We start from the raw sequence: 18,772 nt of genomic DNA, 5'->3' as shown, positions 1-18,772 counted from the left end.
AGCGTCGGAAAAAACAACAACCGCCTACTGTGGCCCGGCAACAATGCAAGGAACCCCAACGTGACCCATTCCCTATCCGAGCAGCCCATGAACGCCACCAGCCCGAACCGGCCTCTTCACACGCTTCCTCAGCCATGGCTGTTACGATCGGTATTCGCCCATTGCCAAGAGGGCATTCTGGTCACGGATGCTCATAAGACCATCATCGATGCCAACCCGGCCTTTACCCTCATCACCGGCTTCACTCGCGAAGAAGTGATTGGCAAAAAGCCACATATCCTCTCGTCGGGCAGGCACACGGCGCTTTTTTACCAGAACATGTTTATTGATGTCGCCGAACAAGGCTTCTGGAGCGGTATTATCAAGAATCGCCATAAAGATGGTAGCCACTTCATCGCCCAGACCACCATTACGGCGGTGTACAACGACGCGGGCAAGCTCAGCCATTACTTCAGCATATTTCGAGACGTGACCCAGCACCAGCTCAGTCAAGCCCGCCTGGAACGCCTGGCCATCCATGATCCATTGACCCATCTCTACAACCAAGAGCACTTCACGAATGCGTTGGGCAATCTGTGCGAGGGACTGCGTTATACCGAAGCCGGCCTCGCCTTGCTGTTCATGGATCTAGACGATTTCGAGCGGGTCAATGACCGTCATGGCCACACCGCCGGCGACGAGTTGCTGGTCGAGATCAGCCACCGGCTCAAGCGCATGATGCGCAGCATCGATTTGGTGGCCCGCTTTGGTGGCGATGAATTCATGGTAGCCTTACCCGGCATGGCCAGCCTCGATATGGCGGAGTCGATAGCCAGCCGAGTCCTCAGGGAAATCATGCGACCCTACATACTGAGCAACGGCCAATGCGTCCAGGTATCCGGATCGATCGGCATTGTCTTTGCCACCCACCCCGGCAGTACTGCCGAAACCTTGATGGATATGGCAGATGCGGCCATGCACGACGCCAAGCAGAACGGCAAGAACTGCACCGTTACTGCACAAGACAGCCCTGAGTCCCGCTCCAACGATACTTTCATACGTATACGCAACGCCTTCGAGCAGGGCGAACTTACGTTGTACTACCAGCCGATTATCAGGCTCGCGGATCTGAAGACGGTGGGCTTCGAGGCCCTGGCTCGATGGCATCATCCCTCGCTGGGGACGCTCGGGCCGAAGCACTTCGTCGATGTGCTCACCTGCTCTTCGCTATGTCACCCTTTCGCCCAGTGGCTGATTCGCAAGGCCGGCCGGTTGGCACGGCGTTTCCAGGACCTGAACACTCAAGCCGTTATCGGGGTCAACCTGACCCAAGAGCAAATAGAGGCAGGTTTTTTTCTGCGCACGCTGGGTGAAACACGAGATGAGCTGGGGCTGGTCTCGCCATTCGTGACCATCGAGATTCACGAATCCAGCCAGTTCCACGATCTCGACCTGACCGGCAATCAGCTCCATGAAGCATGCCAGTTGGGAGCCACGGTCGCGCTGGATGACTTCGGGACAGGTATTTCCTCGGTAACGTATGCTGCCGAACTGCCCATCGATACGCTCAAGATCGACCGTACGATGATCAAGAGCCTGGTACACCGCCCCGACCAACGGGAATTCGTCAGGGGCGTGACACTGATGGCTCAGGCCATGCAGCGTCAGGTCCTCGCCGAAGGCGTCGAGAGCGAGGCCCAGCTCAACCTGCTCCGGGAGCTGGGGTGTGACCTGGCCCAAGGATTTTACTTGGGCCGGCCGATGCCGGAGGAAGAGCTTGAACGTTACTATCTGGCGCCAAAGGCCACGCCGAGGTATCCCCTGGTACCGCTAGGCAATAGCCATGCGACCGCTATCCGGTAAGTAGGTTACGGTTAGCTCACCGCCGTCACCGGTTTTTGCACGCTGTACAGCAGGTAACGACCAAGCCGCCAATGCGGATCGACGTCACAGTAGCGACGTTCGAGTTCGAACAGGCGGGCCAACGTAGCCTCATCCGGCTCACGCTCACGCAGATAGTCGTGAAAGATTCGAATTCCGGCGACATGTTGAACCATCAGCCCCTGCTCACCCAGCCAGCCAACGACATTGTCATGGGTCAGTGGAGAAATCGGTGTCAGACGCTGACGCTTTCCGGTGCCTTCCAACCGATCCTCGAGGGCCTTGTTCAGGTTGCCCTTGATCACATTGGAAAAGCGCAATGCATCGCGATTGAACACCATCAGCGAAAGATGCCCACCGGGGGCCAGCAGCGAGGCCAAGGTAGCGATGGCCGCTCGAGGATCGGCCAGCCATTCCAATACCGCATGACAGACGATCAATGGCCAAGGGCCGGGGGTCCGCTCCGGCAAGGCCTGAAGCGGCGCCTCAAGAAAGCTCACCTCGAGACCGGCCAGCGCGTCGCGGGCCTTGGCGAGCATATCAACGGAGGGCTCGGCTAGGGTGACGGCATGGCCGCGCCGTGCCAGCCAGGCGCTCATCTGTCCCAGTCCACCCCCAACGTCCAGAGCCGGCTGGGCCTGAAGCGGCAGCGTGCGCGGCAATAGTTCATCCAGCAAGGCCAGGCGAAGTCTGCCGCGCGATGCCCCGTACAGGCTGACGGCAAACTTGTCGGCCAGCCCATCGAAGACCCGATCGTTGGCGCTCACGTCGCCCTCCGTAAAAAAGCGCCCAGTCTAGCGCCGCCTCCCCGGAACGCTCCAGCGAAAAGACGCCGTCAACATGCTGGAGCGCTATGCGGAGGCAAGTATTTCCGCCGATTACCCTATGCGGCATCCAGCCAGCCGGCCCCAACCTGTCAGTGCCTTGACACGGGCCACACCCGCAATGGGTTTATCTCGTTCCGTCAACGGCTTATAATGCGCCTCATCTCGCATGTAGCCCCCGTAGCTCAGCTGGATAGAGCAGCCCCCTCCTAAGGGGCAGGTCATAGGTTCGAATCCTATCGGGGGCGCCAACTCAGGTTCCGGGGCGTTCCTTCCAAGGCCCAAACCACTCAAAGAAACACAGTAACAGCGTCCTACCTTCCCCAGCGTTCCCAGTAAAAAATCACGTGTGTAATAACGCATTGAGAAGATGAGAACGATTATCGACTCTCGCACGACGCCGATTTGCACAATCGTATGATGACCACTCCCCCCCTGGCGAGCGAACGGGGTTCGGTCCAAGAACCTGAAGGCTTGATGGACGGTCGGGAAAATTGCCAGACCGTGAAAGCCATCGCACACTCTCACACGTTCCCTTCTCGAGTATGGCTGCCCTGTGAGTGTCGAGACGTTTATCATCATCGCCTGTGCCTATTTCGTGGCCGCCTTCGTCAAAGGGGCGACCGGCTTGGGGTTCACGACTTCCGCGCTGCCCATCCTAGCGCTTGGCTTGGGGCTGAAATCCGCCATGCCGCTTGTCATCATTCCCTCGCTGATCAGCAATGCCATCGTAATGAAGCAGGCGGGACACTTCAGCGAGACGATTCGGCGTTTCTGGCCCATGTTTCTCGCCACCATTCCCGGCTTGCTGCTGGGTCTCACCGTACTTGATCTTATCGACAGCCTCATTGCCGGGGCGATACTGGGCGTCGTCTTGATCGGCTACGGGGCATTCACGCTGCTTCGTCCAGGGCAGCCTATGTCGGATGCCCTGGGCCGGAAGCTTGCACCGGTCTCAGGCTTTCTCACGGGGCTGGTCAATGGCATGACGGGATCGCAAGTGATGCCGGTATTGCCGTTCCTGCTCGCACTCCGACTCGATCCCAAGCGGTTCATCCAGGCGATCAATATCTCTTTCAGCCTGTCGAGCGTCATCATGGCGGTGGGCCTGGCAAAGCTCGGCCTCATGACGGCCGAGTCGGTCTGGATCTCGTTGCTGGGGTTGATACCGGTTTATGCCGGCACCAGGGTCGGCGGCATCGTGCGCCAACGGATGGATGCCGCCACATTCCGCCAAGTCGTCCTGCTGATGCTGATCGTCCTCGGCGTGGTCCTGGTCAGCAAGACCGCCCTGGCCTAGCGAGTGGCGGTTGCCAGGGCAGCGTTGGCTGGAAGCGCCCATAGGCAAGCGCCAATCTCTTTCCAACTCTCAGGCGAACGAGAGAGAACCATCGGGCCATTCGCCGCGTCCGGCGCTATCGGTCAGGTCGAATAGAGCCAACCGCTCAAGATGGCCATTCGAAAGACGATACGGAGAGAAAGGTTCCCGAATCGACCCGAGGAAGCCGGAATGTTCCAAGAAAGGAGCTTCTGCCAGGTCGCGTAACTTTTTTTAACATGACAGAGTTTGCCTACAAAGGATGTCTCTCCTAATCTGTTGAGTACGGTAAGCAGCGGCCAAGGATGGCTGCCAGTTCAGGAAGAGCGCGGTCAGGAAGACCGAGGCTTGGGAAGGTAGGCGAAGCGAGGCAGGATGCCGTTGACGCCAAGGATCCCAGAACGGCTTACCCTTTAGCAGTCTCCCTCGACTGCGTGGCCCGGCCTTAGCCCCCTCTAAGGCCGGGTTTGTTTTATTTGGTCTCGTGCTAACTTCACAATTGCTAAATCTACCGTTCATCATGACGTAGCTGGTGGACTGGTTTGTGGCTAACGTCTCTTGCCAGCCGATACCTGTACAGCTACCGCTTGAAAGTCGATCATGCCGAGCTTCGAGGAATAGCCCGCCTTAACCGCCGTAGAGATAGCCAATCTTGCCCTGCTCTTGTCAGCGGACGCCACAAAGCTCTTTACTGCCTTTGAAGTAATAGTTTCTTGCGCTCATATCGTTTACCTCTCCCAATCATGGCGTCAACAAGTACCTGTTACGAGGGCTCCCCTTCCCGCTCAGCATCGTAAGCCAAACCGATCGGCTATTAGATGCAAGCCTTCATTCATGTTATGGCGGCTAGGCGATTGGTGCCCTACGTTGGAGAGCAGGACGCAACGGACTTGCGTTCGAGTTCGTGAATGGAGAGTACGATGACTGAAAAATTGACCATTGGTGAGGCTGCACGTATCGCTCAGGAGGCTTTTGCTCCGAACGAGTGCAAGACGAAGGAAGTTGATGACGGGGACCTTCTCAAGGTCGCGGTCGATATTAATGGTCATCTCGTGGATGTGAATGACCTGCACCGCGACATTTATACGGACAAGGAGACGTTCTTATCCAAGTTAGAGCTTGCCAGGCAGCGCATGACCGACATTGGCGCTGACTTCGATGAATGGCGGCCAAGCTGAAGCGCGAATGCCCCTGAGAGTAGCCCGACCACAGTGAGTCGGGCTATCTGACTAGTCCTGCCTTCTTGCTGTTATCACTGCAGTATGTAGCCCTTCTTGTAATTTCTTGTGAATGAGTTAATTTTCAAAGAAACGGATGCATGCAGGGATAGCATATGCATAAATCGTTCACCCTCATCGCGACGTGCGGCGTAGCCATAGTCGCTAGTACAACAGCGCTGACCTTTCCCGAGAAGAAAGCGTTGCCGGTAGACCCAGGCCACCTGACCCCGCAACAAAAACAGTACTGTGCGGATGTGGAGCAGTGGTATAGGGAAGAGATACTGGATATTCATATTCGGCAACGACTGGGTAGGCCTGACATGAATGGCACCTACACGCAGTGGTGTACAGGGCGCTAGCCAAGCGATTCTGCTCCCAGCCATAGAGCGTCACTGAACCTGACTATGATTGGATGGTCGGTAGCGCCGTTTATTGCAGCATACGAAAAAGCCCTGCACATGGCAGGGCATAGTCACGTGACGCGTCTGAATTGGACGAAACCTAAACACAGGCACGAGTTGCTCGAGGCGTCACTAACCGGCTAGCAAGGCAGGTAACGTTGATCAGAGAAATAGTCCGTTACTTCTCGTAAGCGCCTTGGCTCCGGCAATCCATAAAAACAGCCCGGCCACATGGGCCGGGCTGCATAGCGCTGCGTATCCTTGCTTGCTTCACAGGCATCCTGCCCGTGCATCCTTGGCGCTTGAGCCTTCCATGTGCTCGTCTTCCTTGATTGGGCCTCCTGCCCAATGATGTTAAGCGTGGCAGACTAAAGCCAACTACGCAGTAATCCATGTTGGTTGTGTTTGTAAGAGATCAACGACAACTTTGTAAGCCCCCCCAATACACTTCACATGCCTAGCAACATATTCGTACGCCACTCCCCCTAATGAAGCCGAACGCGACTGCCTATCGGAGGCTACAAGGCAATCCATCATTGACTCTTAGGGTACCAACCTCCATAACTGAAGGATGACACTTTGTCTGGCACAGACAGGGAGGTAGATATGAGAAAGTTCCTAGGGATGGCAGTTGCTAACTGGCTACGCAAGCCGGCAAACCAGGAAAAGGTTAAGCGCACGGCAAAACGGTTTTGGCAAAAACGCCAGGGTGGTAAGCAAACGACGAGTCGCCAAGACCAAAACCCGCCCCGATAATCCAACACCCCGGTCCTAGACCGGGGTGTTTCGTATCGACAAACTTTTCCGCCCCTCTTGAACTGTGCGTAGCGCCAAGCTCGAAAGCGGTCTGTTTACGATCGACCTGCTGCGTGTCGTTCCGGAGGCGGAAAAGCCCCGCCAGATTCCGATTGCTTCAGGGGGTACCGGCCAGCCGCAAGTGCGACAGCTGGAAACCAGCAAGAACGAGACCGCAGCCGAGTCCGCATATCAGCAAGCATGTCCCCGGCTACCGGGAAAACAGTGAAAGCCCCGCCCCGGCGGGGCTTCGTGTTTTTGCTCGGCATATCTTTGTGTGTGGCTTAGTCTTTCAGTCCTTAGAATCAACGTAACAATACGTAACACATGAGAAGAATACCCCAGCGCCGTCACGCCGCCCCGCTAAACTCTTAGGAACTGCTACGCTTACTTATTCATGGAATGACGAGGTGTACCATGGCACAGGGACATGTATCTTGTGGACACAGCTTCGAGACGCTGATGGCGTCCTTGCGTGGCGCCAAGAGTGAACCGCAATCACCGGCAAAGCCGACAGCGTCAGCCAATGCTGCTACGGTCGATTTGCGTAGCCCCATCGAACGCATGCAAGAGGCCAATCGGCGGCTTCAGGAAGCCACCGCTCGCTTGAAACAATCCAGCAATCGGCTCGAGTACAGTGTTTCCAACCTGCAGGCTGCCGTGGCTCAGCTATTGGAAAAATATCCTGAGCTACGACACGAATTGCCTGACGAAAGGCTCAAGTTGAAGAAGTAGCGTATGTATCGCTCGCCCGAGCCTCGGCGCCGGCCGAGGCTTTTGATGTTTGAAACATTGGCCGGAGATCCTTATGACGCATACTGAATGCTGGGTGCCATCTAGAGGCGCGCATACCCTGGAGGCCCAACAGCAGCCTCCGCCGGAAGAGCCCCCCCTCAACGACCCGCCTTCGCCGGAACCGCCCGAGGAAGAGCCGCACCAGCCACCCAGGCCAGAAGACCAACCGGGGGATACCCCACCGGAAGAAGTGCCGCCTTACCCCGAGCCGCCGTTACCGCCCGGATAACCGGCTGCGCAACGATACCCATCGATACAACGAACAAGGCCGCTCAATGGAGCGGCCTCGGCACGATCAGGCGGAACCTCCTCCCGTCGAATCCTGGAACGATTCCTCTTCTTGAGTCGGGGTCCCCGGCTGTTCTTCCTCACTTTCCTGACTGCAGGCAGTCAATGCCAGGAAGGCGATGAGGGCGAGAATCGATGATAGTGCTTTTCCGTGCTTGAACATGGCCTCTCTCCATGAAGTCAGTGACGTAGCTAACCGGCTTTCAAGAATCCTTCGTTCGCCGGGCCAAAGGATGATAGGACGGCCCCTCGATAACTTCACCCTGGGTATCGAAACGGCTCCCATGACAGGAGCAATCCCATGTGGACTCAATATCGTTCCAATGCACCAGGCATTTCATGTGCGGACATACCGCTGAGAGCACCGATACCTTACCGTCGTCATCTCGATAGATGGCGACCTTCTCCCCTTCCAGCGTAGCCACCTTTCCTTGCCCCGGCGCAACGTCATCGAGACTTTCCAACTTGCTTACACTCAAGTATCCCGGCACGAAGTGTGTCGCGACGGATACGTTTTCCTTGGCCCACTGTTTGGCGGACTTTACCGGCGTGAAGCGTCTGGCATCGAAGCGCTCGTGCCAGCGGTTGTCCCGACCTAGAATGAGATCGCCCAAGATGGCGCCTGCAAGCGCTCCCCAGACTAGACCATCGGCAGCAAAGCCCGTCGCCAGGTAGACCTTGTCCCGGCCGTGCCAGCGGCCAATATAGGGCAGTTCATCGGCAGGGCTGTACTGCTGGGCGGACCAGGCATGAGTGAAGTCCTGAACATCGAAATTATCACTCAGGTAGTCGCGCAGCCGTCGCGGATAGACATCATCCACTTCGCCCTCACCCACCTTGTGCTTTTCGCCGATGACCATCAGGTAATCGTCGCCGTCGTGGTGATAGCTACGCAGCGAGTGGAAGTCATCGAGAACCCAGAAGGTGCCCTGAGGATACGCCGAATCGGGCTTGAGTCTGGCGCTGACCCCATACTCGCGAGAAGGGAGCATCACGGACTGCAACAGATTGATGCCCTTGGGCGTGTGCGTGGCATGCACAATGTGCTCCGCCTCGACCGCTCCTGCCTCGGTCTCGACGACACCACGCTTGTAGTCCACATCTCTTACCGCGCTATGCTCGTGGATGGTGACACCCAGGTGAACAAGCTCACGAGCTAGCCCCCTCACATAGGCCAGCGGATTGAACTGAGCCTGGTTTTCCAGTTTTACCCCCGTGATTATCGGCACGGGCAATGCGTTACTTTCGGCCTCCTGCACTGTCAGGCCGGCCGCCAGCATGGCTTGACGCTCTTCCTCGAGGGCGTCTCGCATCGATTCCTTGCCTTGGGCAACCAGACGATACAGAGGGCGGCGGTGAAACCCGCAATCGATACCGAACCGGCTTACCGTAGCCTCGATAGAATCGATGGCCTGGCTCCGCGAGGCAACAACATCACGCAGGACCTCATCGCTCCATTTCTTGCGTACGGGAGCCAGCCCCTTGGCTAACGTGCTGTACAGGTTGCCTGTCGACCCGCCGGTACAGCCCGCTCCAACGGTATGGGCTTCCAGAACCGTGACATGCATGCCTGACTCGGCCAATGACAGCGCCGTGGTTAGCCCCGTGATTCCCGCACCGATAATGACAACATCGCTCCGGGTCTGGCCGGACAAGGGCGAAAACTGGCCCGAGGGCGGGCTACCGAGTGTCCAGATGGCTTCCATAACGTCTCCCTACTCGCGGTATGCCTACTAGTTATAGAAGCCATCGTCGCTAACGCAAAGTGACGGGGGATGTCAGTGCTTCATCCACCACCGTTCGGTTACGTCCTTCCGCCTTGGCTCGATAACTGGCGTGGTCGGCACGCTGCATGAGGCTATCGATATCCTGATCGCCTGGCAGAAACGACGTGACGCCAAGGCTTAGCGTCACCTGGTAATATCTCCCCTGATGCTCGATGCCTAGTTCTTCAATGGACTTGCGTAGCGCTTCGGCCGTATTCCTGGCCTGCTCCCATCCACAACCGGGCATCAACAGCGCGAACTCATCCCCACCATACCGCGCCAGATTATCGCTTGTGCGTATCCGGGCGGAGGCGGCCTGGGCTACCCGCTGAAGCATGTCATCCCCCAGGGCGTGCCCCCCCTCGTCATTGATCGGTTTGAAGCGATCCAGATCGAAAAACACCAGTGCCGACGGCTGGCCACTTTTCACCCAGTCGGCCAAGGCTTCTTCCATACGGCGCTCGAAACCTCGCCTGTTGAGCAGTCCGGTTAGTGGGTCGTGTTCCGCCTCCCAGCGTTGCAGGGCTTCCATCTCTCGGGTATGGGTTATGTCTTTCAATGTCCCCACGAACCCGAGCGGGCGGTCATCGGCCAGGCGGACCAGACTCGCGTGCGACTCGACCCAAATCGTTTCACCCTGTGCCGTCACGTAACGATATTGACGCTGGAAGTCCCGTCCGGTTGCCAGGGCATCCTTCCAGTGATCCCTGACATCCTCTCTGTCGCTGACATGGATATGCGCCCCGAAACTGCGCTGCCGGTACATTTCGAGGCTATAACCGGTCAGTTTCATCATGGCGGGATTGATGTAACGCAAGTTGCCGTCGAGATCGTAGATGAACATGCTCAACGGCGAGGAGGCCAACACAGCATCCAGGAAGGCCTGCCGATCGAGCAACTCACTCTCTGCCAGCCGCTGTTTCTCGACGACGCGGTTGAAGGTCTCCATGACCCGGTTCAGTTCGGTAGATCGGGTATGCAAGTCGACTCGTTCGCGCAGCCCCTGCCCTACGGCATTAATCTGACGCTCCAGACGCGTCAGTGGCCACAGGGCCAGGCGCAACAGCCACCATAGCAGCCCCAGCATGACCACGACGGTCAACGTCCCGACCAACCACATGTGGCGAACGAACCACTGCAGCGGCGCGAACGCCTGCTCCAGCGGCATCATGACACCAACGATCCAGTTGGCCGCCCAGACCTGGCGATAGGCTTGCAATGCCGTCTGGCCAGTGGCCAGTGTGCCGACGGCATTGCCTTGCCATCCGGCGAGAGCCAGATCCAACCATGGGTTCTGCGATGCCGGAGGAACATCGCTCAGAATCCAACCCAGCTCGGGGTGCACCAGTATCTTGCCGGAGGCGGTCATCAACGCGGCAAACCCTTGGTCACCGATACGGATGCGACGCAACTTCTCGAAGAAGCTGCCTTGCATGATATTGACGACACCCCCGACGAGGCCGATAAATTCTCCGTTGCGCCCCCTCAATGGCATGCTGAGCATGAGCAAGGGCGCCTGGCTGGCGCGGCCGAAGAATGGCTCACTGACATAAGGCCCGCCGACCTGCTGCTGGAACGCAAAATATCCTGTATCTGAAACGTCCAACCCTTCGCGACCGGCCACTTGCGGCCAGTCAGCCAGAACCTGCCCATGACGATCGACAACCATCAGCCCATCGAACAGGGCCAGCAGCGCATCGTTATGGCGAAGTTCGGCACGGAGAAGCGCCGCATTCTGCACCTGTGGCGCAGGTAGCTGTAATGCCAGTCGCTCGAGCGTTTCGAAGCGCAACCGGACTTCCTGGTCGATCATTTCGGCGATGGCTCTCGCCTCGTATTCGAGATGCTCGTTGCTGACTTCCCCGATCAGGCGTTGCCCTGAATTCCAGGTCGAGAGGAGAATGGCAGCAACGACGACGATCCAGCCAGTGGCCAGGCCCAGCAATAAACGCTTGTGCAGCGAACGGACGCCCAGCGTCAAAAGCCGACCGATTCGCTGAAGCCCCGCGGAACGCCACCCGTCCAAACGTTTTCCTCTGCCAGAATAAGCGATAGGCCTAGGATATAAGCCTGCAGAGTCATATGGCTATCGTCCGAGCGACGAAAGTCATGGTGTCGTTCAACGTTGGCGCAGTTCAGTAACGGCCTGGTTAACCAGGGTTGCCGCTCAAGGATGGTCCAGAACGTTCAGTGCTGAGATAAGCAGAAGAAGGAAAAAGGAAGGCAGGTTGGCTAAAAATCGGCAAACAACAGAAAGCCGGCCCCAAGGGGCCGGCTTCGATTTCACGAGAATCGTGAAAGGTATTCTGTCCGCTTAGAACGCGTAGACAGCACCGACAGCTACGCCGTCGCCAGCATCGCTTTCACGGTCATACCAAGCCGCTTCGGCGAAGGTATACAGTGAAGAAGTGATGTTGTAGGTCGCGCCGAGAACGATCTCGTTACGAGAATCGTCGTTGTCGCCGATGGTAGCGTTGTTAGCACCGATGGTATCTGCCAGGTCAGAGCCACCTACGTCAACGTACTGGTAGGCACCGTAGACATCACCAAAACCGTAGCCATAACGGGCGCCGAGAGCGTAACGGTTTTCATCAGCCAGATAGGTAGTATCACCAGACTCGTAACGCTCATACTTGGCCGCCAGACGCAGAGCATCGATAGTGTACTGGAAGGTTACGCCATAAGTATCGCCAGCTTCGAAGTCGTCAGTTCCGCTCTCGCCAGCATCATTAAAGTCGCCGTCGTTATTCAGATCGACAGGTTGATAAGTGGAACCAGTGACTTCACCGTCGTAGTTAGCGAGGTTGTCGTAGACCGCAGCGACAGAGAAGGCACCGACTTCATACTTAACGCCACCATAGAAGGCAGCATTACCAGAGTTATCGATGTTCTCGCCAAAAGAATCGCCACTGCCTTCTTCATATCCGCCTTCGGCATCACCCTTATATTGAGCACCGACAGCGAACTGGAGACCATTAAAGGACGGGGAAAGATACTGAATCTTGTCACCTTCCCGGTCGTTGTTCTCCTGGGTGTTGGCACCGTCATCGCCCCCGTAGAGGCCGTTACCGTCGGTCAGGTCGAAGGTTTCGTTGTTGGTAATCGGATCCTGAACCCAATCGTCGATCAGATCGTCCCAAGAACCCAGGCGAACGTCACCGAAGCTGCCCTTGGCACCAATGAAGGCCTGGTCAACGTCCATGCCAGAGAAGCTTTCTTCATCCAGACCATCGACATCGAACTGCATGTCGAAGTAAGCGGTCACACCAGCGTTGATGACGTGCTGACCAGTGAAGCCGAGGGTCGAGCCGTTATCATCGATCCCGTCCTGTGCTGATACGCCTGTAAAGTCACCGTTTGCATTATAGGTGGCTTCTTCGACAGACTTGTAGGCGTAGTTCAGATCGCCGTAGATGTCGAGCTGAGTACCGTCCTGGTTGTAGACAGTCGCGGCCTGAGCAGCGGCGGAGGCACCCAGGGCACCGGCAATAGCAGTCGCTAAGAGCGTCTTTTTCATCGCGATAGTTCCTTAACTAGCTTACTGTTCGATCGTTTTCTGCGTTATGCAGCCGGCTTGCCAGGCGCCCTCGACAGAAGTTAGGAAGGACTGCCTTAGCGAAGCCTTGTTATATTGTCCAATGCTCGCAGGAGAAACCTTATACCGGGTCTATCCGGAACGCAACAAGAAAAAAACACTGTTTTTAATCCTTGTGTACGAAAGTCGAATAGCGCCCTATCGCTAGTGTTGCCCTGCGCGCCAGGCCATGACCCACGTAATGTAGCCACGCCTTGCTCGCACCGTAATCCGCCTCTATGACAGCAAGATGACGAATGCGAACGCCGTTCATGATGAGCAGCCACCGGCTGAGTTGCAAGGGTCCGCCAAGCGCTATTAGCGCCAAACCATCCAACGCCCAGCCAACGCAACCCCGTAATAAGGAATAAAATTCTACTTATCAAACAGTTAACATAAAAAAACCGGCGACAATGCCGGTTTTTTTATGCCGAGTTGAACGAAATGGCTACTGCCGGCTCCCGTGCTTGGCCAGCAAATCGCTCAATTTTTCATCGAGCCGTGCGTGACGCTGGGCTTCTGACTTGTCCTTCCGGCTCTTGTCTCGCTCACGCTGGCGGGCCTGGAGGCCCTCAAGCTTCTTACGGGCGTGCTGGGCTTCCTCGTCATTTACCGCGCCCGCCGGCTGGCCATCCAGATCGACTCGTTCAATGCCGGGCCTCACTGCCTTAAGATAACGTGGCAGGTGGACGTAACAGGCCAGCGCCCGGCGTACCAACTTCTCCGGCCAGGGCTCCCGCGCCAGCAAGTCCTCATGGATGCCGACCTTGAGCGGTCGAGTATGCCCCTTGAAAAACGTGTTCGTGTAACGACGATACCATTCATTGAGCAGCGCCTGGGGAGACGGCAGCTCATCCTGGGCCTGGGGCGATGCATCGACCGCCGGCTCGACCCTGGACGTGTCCGGCGCCGGTGGTTTCAGCGCTTCGGTCTCGGCCTCGGCAGGGGCCACTGCCTCTTGCTTGGGTAACGGAGCGCCCCGCTCTGCATGCGTCACTGGCTTTTCTACCGATGCGACCTGGGACTGCTGGGATTCCAGAGCCTCACGCAGGCGGCGGTTTTCCGCTTCCAGCGTGGCAACACGTTGGCGTAATGAAGCGATTTCGTTCAGACCCAGGCGGGCCTGCGCCTCAAGCAAATCGAATAGCGCGGTGGTGCGTTCGTTGATCAAAGCTCGGCCTCCCCTCTACGCGCTGACTGAATAATGCCTGCGCTATCCCAGACGGCGTTAACTATCGCCACATAATGCTTCATTGAGTGCCAGTGAACTCGCCTGCGAATTCAGTGCTTCCCTCGCCAATCTTGCCTTGGCTATGATGCCCGTCTTGCCATCGCTTTCAGACAGCACTTAATACCTGCCCGATGAGCTTATGCCTGCCGACGCTCGTAGGCCACGAAGGCATACTCGGGGCGGACCTTGCCTTGCGCATCACCGGTACCGCTCTCCTCGCCTGCGACGCGCTGGACCTCTTGCCACTCTTGCGTGTCCAGTTCCGGAAAGAAGGCATCACCGGCGATATCCACCTCGACCTCGGTCAAATAGAGTCGTGAGGCACTCGGCATCGCCTGGTGAAAAATTTCCCCTCCACCGATCACGGCGATCTCCTCGACCCCGTCGATCGTCGCCTGCTGGTCGGCCAGTATCAGGGCGCTTGCCAGATCATGGCAGACACGCACGCCTTCGTGCTGAAACTCACGACTGCGGGTGACAACGATATTCAAACGCCCCGGCAAGGGGCGCCCAATCGACTCGAAGGTCTTGCGCCCCATGACCAGCGGCTTGCCCAATGTGATGCGCTTGAAGAACTTGAGATCTTCGGGCAGGTACCAAGGCAACTGGTTAGCCACCCCGATCACGCGATTACGTGACATTGCCGCGACCATGGCCACCGGCACCAGGGTATCGATCGTCTCGTGTTCGCTCATACGGCGACCTCGGCCTTGATATGGGGATGAGGATCGTAACCCTCGATGGCGATATCCTCGAAGCGGAAGGCAAACAGATCCTTGACGTCGGGATTCAGCCTCAGCTGCGGCTCCGATTGCGGCGTTCGCGACAGCTGCAGCTCGGCCTGCTCGAGGTGATTAAGATAGAGGTGGGCATCGCCCAGGGTATGCACGAATTCACCCGGCGCCAGCCCACAAACCTGGGCGATCATGCGGGTCAACAGGGCATAGCTGGCAATATTGAAGGGCACGCCCAGGAAGATGTCCGCACTACGTTGATAAAGCTGGCAGGACAGGCGGCCTTCCGCCACATAGAACTGGAACAGTGCATGACAGGGCGGCAGCGCCATGTTCTCGATCAGGGCTGGATTCCAGGCCGAGACGATCAACCGCCTCGAGTCGGGGTTGTTGCGAATCTGCTCGACGACATTGGCGATCTGATCGACGTGCCCCCCCTCCGGGCGCGGCCAGCTGCGCCACTGGTAGCCATAGACCGGCCCCAGCTCGCCTTCTTCATCCGCCCATTCGTCCCAGATACGGACCCCATTCTCCTTGAGATAGGCGATATTGGTCTCGCCACGCAGAAACCACAGCAGCTCATGAATGATCGAGCGCAGGTGCAGTTTCTTGGTAGTGACCAGGGGGAATCCCCGTGCCAGATCGAAGCGCATCTGGTGACCGAATACGCTCCGGGTACCCACGCCGGTACGATCGTGCTTGGTCACGCCATGCTCGAGAACATGACGCATCAGGTCGAGATAGGGCTGCTCCAGTGCAGGTGGCGTAGTCGCCGCTGCGCAAGCCGTCGGTGAGGAGGAAATCAAGGACACGGTCTCGTCGGACATCGAACAAGTGGACCCACAGTGTAGCGATACGCCATGCCAAGAACTAGGCCCCGCCTCATGTCGTTGCTCCCGACTCGGCACGGCTGCCGTCCACCGGCTGGCTTCGCGACCAGGCCATTAGTGCCAGCCCCGCTGCGATCATGGGCAAGGTCAGCAGCATCCCCATGGTCAGCCAACCGAAGGCAATGAAGCCTAATTGCGGGTCGGGCATCCTTACGAATTCGATGGCGAAGCGGAAGACACCGTAAAGCAGCAGAAACAGGCCTGAAATCATGCCGCGGTGGCGAGGCCTGCGCGACACGAACCAGAGGATGGCAAAGAGCACGACACCTTCGAGCAGAAACTCGTACAGCGACGAGGGGTGACGGGGCTCGGGTCCCATGCCTGGAAACGGCATCGCCCAGGGCACCTCGGCGACACGCCCAGGCAGCTCGGCATTAATGAAGTTGCCGATTCGCCCCGCCCCCAGGCCGACCGGTACCAGCGGGGCAATGAAGTCGGTCAGCTGAAAGAAGGCCAACCGGTGCTTGCGGGCAAACAACCAGGCAGCGATCAGCACCCCGATCAGGCCACCATGAAAGCTCATGCCGCCATCCCAGACCTGGAAGATCCACAACGGATCGGCCAGTAGGCGGTCGAATCCGTAGAACAGGGCGTAACCGACACGTCCCCCGAGCACGACCCCCAGGGCACCATAGAACAGCATGTCGCCAATATCGTCCTTGGTCAGGCCCAGACGATGCGCGCGCATGCGTCCCAGCCACCAAGCCCCGATGAACCCCACCACATACATCAGCCCATACCAGTGGATCTTGAACGGACTCAGGGCAACAGCGACCGGGTCAATTTGCGGGTAATCAAGCATGGCTCTCTCGGTGTGACGAAGGAAAACAGGGAAATCCGTCAGGTCGTCCCGGGCAAGGCGTCGGGCAACCAGCGATGGATCATATCGATCAGCGCCTGGGGGCGATAGGGCTTGGCCAGGTAATCATCCACGCCGACGGAGAAGAATTGCTCGCGGTACGCTTCACTGGCATTGGCGGTCAGGGCGATGAGTATACTGCGCCGGCCAGTCCCCCGGGACTCGCGTTCACGCCAGCGACGGCTAGTCTCGATGCCGTCGGGTGCCGGCATGAAGATATCCATGAAGACCAGATCGTAGTAATGGCGATCCGCCAGTAACAGTGCCTCCTCCCCACTCCCCGCCGTGTCCACGCTCAATCCATGGCGCGAGAGTACGTTGTAGGCCAGCGCCGTATTGACCGGTCCATCGTCGACGATCAGTACGCGTGGCGGAGAAGGACTGGCAGACGGTTGCGTCCGTTCGCCAAGAGTGTCAGGCCCCGCGGTCTGAGGCGTATCGTTCAGGCTATCGAGCATTTCCATCAATCCCCAGAAGCGCTCACGGGCCGTCTCACCGACATCGACGTCCTGCTGACGCACCTGCAGAGCTAACGACTCGAGTTCGCTACGCAGCATCTTCAAGTACCGGGACTTGAGCTGAGACTCCTGACGCGCTCGGTTGCGGGCCTGCGTCAGTTGCTGTATCCGGTAGTGGCTATCGGATTCATCGATCAGCACGGCCAGTTGGTAGCCTTGCCCGTCATTGCCACGGATGACGCGTAAGCGGTGCCAATGGCCACTGCCGTCACGCACACGCACACGATGCTTACTATCGGCATCATCGGGAAGAATGACGACCTCGCTGGCCACACCCTGCAGCTCGCCACGCGGGCGCCCGACAAGGGCCTCGAAAGCGGCATTGACTGAGGTCAACAACCCGTCATAGGACAGTGCCGCCGGTACGTCGAGCTCATCGAGCATCGTCGGCAGGCGGGGACGCGTCTCCAGACGCAGGGAGGCCTGTTCCAGCGAGTCGAGTGAGTGCTCGAGCCGTGACATTGACGAACCGCCAAGGGCGCCAGATGCCGCCCAGGCTTCTTCAGGCGAAGGCAGCAGATCCGGCTCCTCGGCCTCGAGTCGCTGACGGATGCGTGCCAGCCGCTCCATAGGAACGCGCATATTGCCTTCCCAACGCTGCATCCGGTAACGCGCCTGCAACTGAAGCATGGAGAGCATCATCAGGCTTCCTGCGGCCCAGATCAAAACAACCCAGCCTATCGAGGGCAGCGCCCAAGGAAGCGGAGACTCAGGCAGCGTACCGACCAGACGCCAGCCCGCGGTGGGTAGCGTGACCCAGGCCAGCAAGCCTGCCCCCTCCTGTTCGCCGTTCAAGGTGCGGATACCGCGCTGCCCAGCATCGTCAGGTAATGTCACCAAGGCGTTCCCGACCAGAACGTCTCCCTGAGGATTAACCAACCAGATATGCCGACTGACTCTGACATAATCCTGCATCAAACGTAGCAGCCGATCCTCATCGAGTTTTACTCCCAGCAGGGCTTGTCGGTCGGTGTCGAAGATATTGAAGCGCAGCTCGATATTTGGCGCTGTCCCGCTGTCACGCTCCGAACGCCAAGGTAATGGCGTGTCAGGGGGTAAATCACCCGCGCCCAGCCAATGGGTTTCCAGCTTGGGAGTAGCATGGGTGACACTGCTATCCGAGCCCGGCAGGACCGCCGCCACCCCCTGAGGTAAAACGATATACAGGCGCTGAATGAGCGCATCGCTCTGATAGAGGTCGCTCATCAACGGCTCCAGCCAGTGAACCTGACGAGTAAGCGTGCTGGCTTCGCGCTCGGAGGGCGTCAATGCTGGTTCGAAAATTCCGTTTTCTGCGTCCTGAGGTAGCGGACTTGCGCCAGGCAACGGGGAAGCGAAGGCAACAGCCGAAGGCGGCCCCTCGCCCTGAAACAGGCGTCGTGTTGCATAGCCGAGTTGCCTGAGGTACTGCTGCTGGTCGGCGAGACGTTGATCAAGTAGCCTCGCTTGAAGGCGGAACGTTTCGAACTGCTCCTGATGGTATTCCTGTACCTGGCTATCGTGATCATTACGCCAGATCCAGCTACCCACGCCGAGGCAGAGTATCGTGAAGCCTATTTCGGCCAGCAGGACAGGCAATACGCTGCGCTTGGCCAAGCGGCGCCACCGCCCGCCTTGCTCCACATTTTTTCCCGGCATGTCTTGCATCGGCATCCCTGGCATCGTGAATAACGAAATTTTACGCCTCTGGCCATAATGA

The 18,772-nt window shown here is 57.9% G+C and carries 15 protein-coding genes and 1 tRNA gene; 6 read left to right on the top strand and 10 right to left on the bottom strand.

Annotated features, from left to right (window positions below; translation table 11 throughout):
* The first annotated feature begins 60 nt into the window (after positions 1-60).
* Positions 61-1,842: a putative bifunctional diguanylate cyclase/phosphodiesterase gene (locus F568_RS0102960; RefSeq protein ID WP_019017210.1), complete on the top strand. Its 1,782-nt coding sequence runs from the start codon at positions 61-63 to the stop codon at positions 1,840-1,842.
* An 11-nt stretch (positions 1,843-1,853) separates the two neighbouring features.
* Here the strand turns inward: F568_RS0102960 and F568_RS22030 are convergent, their stop codons facing one another.
* Positions 1,854-2,627 carry a methyltransferase domain-containing protein gene (locus F568_RS22030; RefSeq protein ID WP_019017209.1) on the bottom strand — a complete coding sequence of 258 codons (774 nt, stop codon included), beginning with the start codon at positions 2,625-2,627 and terminating at the stop codon, positions 1,854-1,856.
* Positions 2,628-2,858: 231 nt separating this feature from the next.
* Here F568_RS22030 and F568_RS0102950 point away from each other — a divergent pair.
* The 5 genes from F568_RS0102950 (at position 2,859) to F568_RS24805 (ending at position 7,442) form a co-directional block, all read left to right on the top strand.
* Positions 2,859-2,935: transfer RNA gene (locus tag F568_RS0102950), tRNA-Arg, on the top strand.
* A gap of 305 nt (positions 2,936-3,240) precedes the next feature.
* Positions 3,241-3,984 (top strand): sulfite exporter TauE/SafE family protein, encoded by a 744-nt coding sequence (locus F568_RS0102945; protein WP_019017208.1) that lies wholly within the window; start codon positions 3,241-3,243, stop codon positions 3,982-3,984.
* Between the two features lie 938 nt (positions 3,985-4,922).
* Complete coding sequence (locus tag F568_RS0102940) at positions 4,923-5,180, top strand: hypothetical protein (protein WP_019017207.1); 258 nt, start codon at positions 4,923-4,925, stop codon at positions 5,178-5,180.
* Between the two features lie 1,655 nt (positions 5,181-6,835).
* Entirely contained in the window at positions 6,836-7,153 is a 318-nt protein-coding gene (locus tag F568_RS0102920; protein WP_019017203.1) for a hypothetical protein, read from the top strand.
* 73 nt (positions 7,154-7,226) lie between these two features.
* Positions 7,227-7,442 (top strand): hypothetical protein, encoded by a 216-nt coding sequence (locus tag F568_RS24805; RefSeq protein ID WP_156817332.1) that lies wholly within the window; start codon positions 7,227-7,229, stop codon positions 7,440-7,442.
* Between the two features lie 66 nt (positions 7,443-7,508).
* On the opposite strand, the gene F568_RS24800 is transcribed toward F568_RS24805, so the two are convergent.
* From F568_RS24800 to F568_RS23775, 9 genes are all read right to left on the bottom strand, one after another.
* Complete coding sequence (locus F568_RS24800) at positions 7,509-7,664, bottom strand: fimbrillin family protein (RefSeq protein WP_019017202.1); 156 nt, start codon at positions 7,662-7,664, stop codon at positions 7,509-7,511.
* Positions 7,665-7,704: 40 nt separating this feature from the next.
* Complete coding sequence (locus F568_RS0102910) at positions 7,705-9,207, bottom strand: FAD-dependent oxidoreductase (RefSeq protein ID WP_019017201.1); 1,503 nt, start codon at positions 9,205-9,207, stop codon at positions 7,705-7,707.
* A 49-nt stretch (positions 9,208-9,256) separates the two neighbouring features.
* On the bottom strand, positions 9,257-11,293 hold the full coding sequence (locus F568_RS0102905; protein ID WP_019017200.1) for a sensor domain-containing diguanylate cyclase: 2,037 nt from the start codon (positions 11,291-11,293) through the stop codon (positions 9,257-9,259).
* Positions 11,294-11,581: 288 nt separating this feature from the next.
* Positions 11,582-12,784 (bottom strand): porin, encoded by a 1,203-nt coding sequence (locus F568_RS0102900; protein WP_019017199.1) that lies wholly within the window; start codon positions 12,782-12,784, stop codon positions 11,582-11,584.
* Positions 12,785-13,289: 505 nt separating this feature from the next.
* On the bottom strand, positions 13,290-14,012 hold the full coding sequence (locus tag F568_RS22025; RefSeq protein ID WP_019017198.1) for a ProQ/FINO family protein: 723 nt from the start codon (positions 14,010-14,012) through the stop codon (positions 13,290-13,292).
* A 197-nt stretch (positions 14,013-14,209) separates the two neighbouring features.
* Positions 14,210-14,767: a dihydrofolate reductase gene (locus F568_RS0102890; protein ID WP_019017197.1), complete on the bottom strand. Its 558-nt coding sequence runs from the start codon at positions 14,765-14,767 to the stop codon at positions 14,210-14,212.
* Complete coding sequence (locus F568_RS0102885) at positions 14,764-15,537, bottom strand: thymidylate synthase (protein WP_229804203.1); 774 nt, start codon at positions 15,535-15,537, stop codon at positions 14,764-14,766. The genes F568_RS0102890 and F568_RS0102885 overlap by 4 nt, the downstream gene beginning before the upstream one ends.
* Positions 15,538-15,688: 151 nt before the next feature.
* The gene (gene lgt, locus F568_RS0102880) at positions 15,689-16,498 is read right to left on the bottom strand and encodes a prolipoprotein diacylglyceryl transferase (RefSeq protein WP_019017195.1); all 810 of its coding nucleotides are present in this window, start codon (positions 16,496-16,498) and stop codon (positions 15,689-15,691) included.
* Positions 16,499-16,536: 38 nt separating this feature from the next.
* Complete coding sequence (locus tag F568_RS23775) at positions 16,537-18,726, bottom strand: ATP-binding response regulator (RefSeq protein WP_019017194.1); 2,190 nt, start codon at positions 18,724-18,726, stop codon at positions 16,537-16,539.
* Positions 18,727-18,772: the final 46 nt, after the last annotated feature.

Source organism: Modicisalibacter luteus DSM 23508 (assembly GCF_000378505.1).
In the GTDB taxonomy this organism is placed as follows: Bacteria; Pseudomonadota; Gammaproteobacteria; order Pseudomonadales; family Halomonadaceae; genus Modicisalibacter; species Modicisalibacter luteus.
This window is presented reverse-complemented; position numbering and strand designations above follow the sequence as displayed.

Bases quoted from the DNA above. Each gene is read 5' to 3' on its own strand.
- F568_RS0102940 (WP_019017207.1), top strand. From the start codon at position 4,923: ATGACTGAAAAATTGACCATTGGTGAGGCTGCACGTATCGCTCAGGAG.
- F568_RS0102920 (WP_019017203.1), top strand. From the start codon at position 6,836: ATGGCACAGGGACATGTATCTTGTGGACACAGCTTCGAGACGCTGATG.
- F568_RS24805 (WP_156817332.1), top strand. From the start codon at position 7,227: ATGACGCATACTGAATGCTGGGTGCCATCTAGAGGCGCGCATACCCTG.
- F568_RS24800 (WP_019017202.1), bottom strand. From the start codon at position 7,664: ATGTTCAAGCACGGAAAAGCACTATCATCGATTCTCGCCCTCATCGCC.
- F568_RS0102910 (WP_019017201.1), bottom strand. From the start codon at position 9,207: ATGGAAGCCATCTGGACACTCGGTAGCCCGCCCTCGGGCCAGTTTTCG.
- F568_RS0102900 (WP_019017199.1), bottom strand. From the start codon at position 12,784: ATGAAAAAGACGCTCTTAGCGACTGCTATTGCCGGTGCCCTGGGTGCC.
- F568_RS0102890 (WP_019017197.1), bottom strand. From the start codon at position 14,767: ATGAGCGAACACGAGACGATCGATACCCTGGTGCCGGTGGCCATGGTC.
- F568_RS0102885 (WP_229804203.1), bottom strand. From the start codon at position 15,537: ATGCGTCATGTTCTCGAGCATGGCGTGACCAAGCACGATCGTACCGGC.
- lgt (WP_019017195.1), bottom strand. From the start codon at position 16,498: ATGCTTGATTACCCGCAAATTGACCCGGTCGCTGTTGCCCTGAGTCCG.
- F568_RS23775 (WP_019017194.1), bottom strand. From the start codon at position 18,726: ATGCCGATGCAAGACATGCCGGGAAAAAATGTGGAGCAAGGCGGGCGG.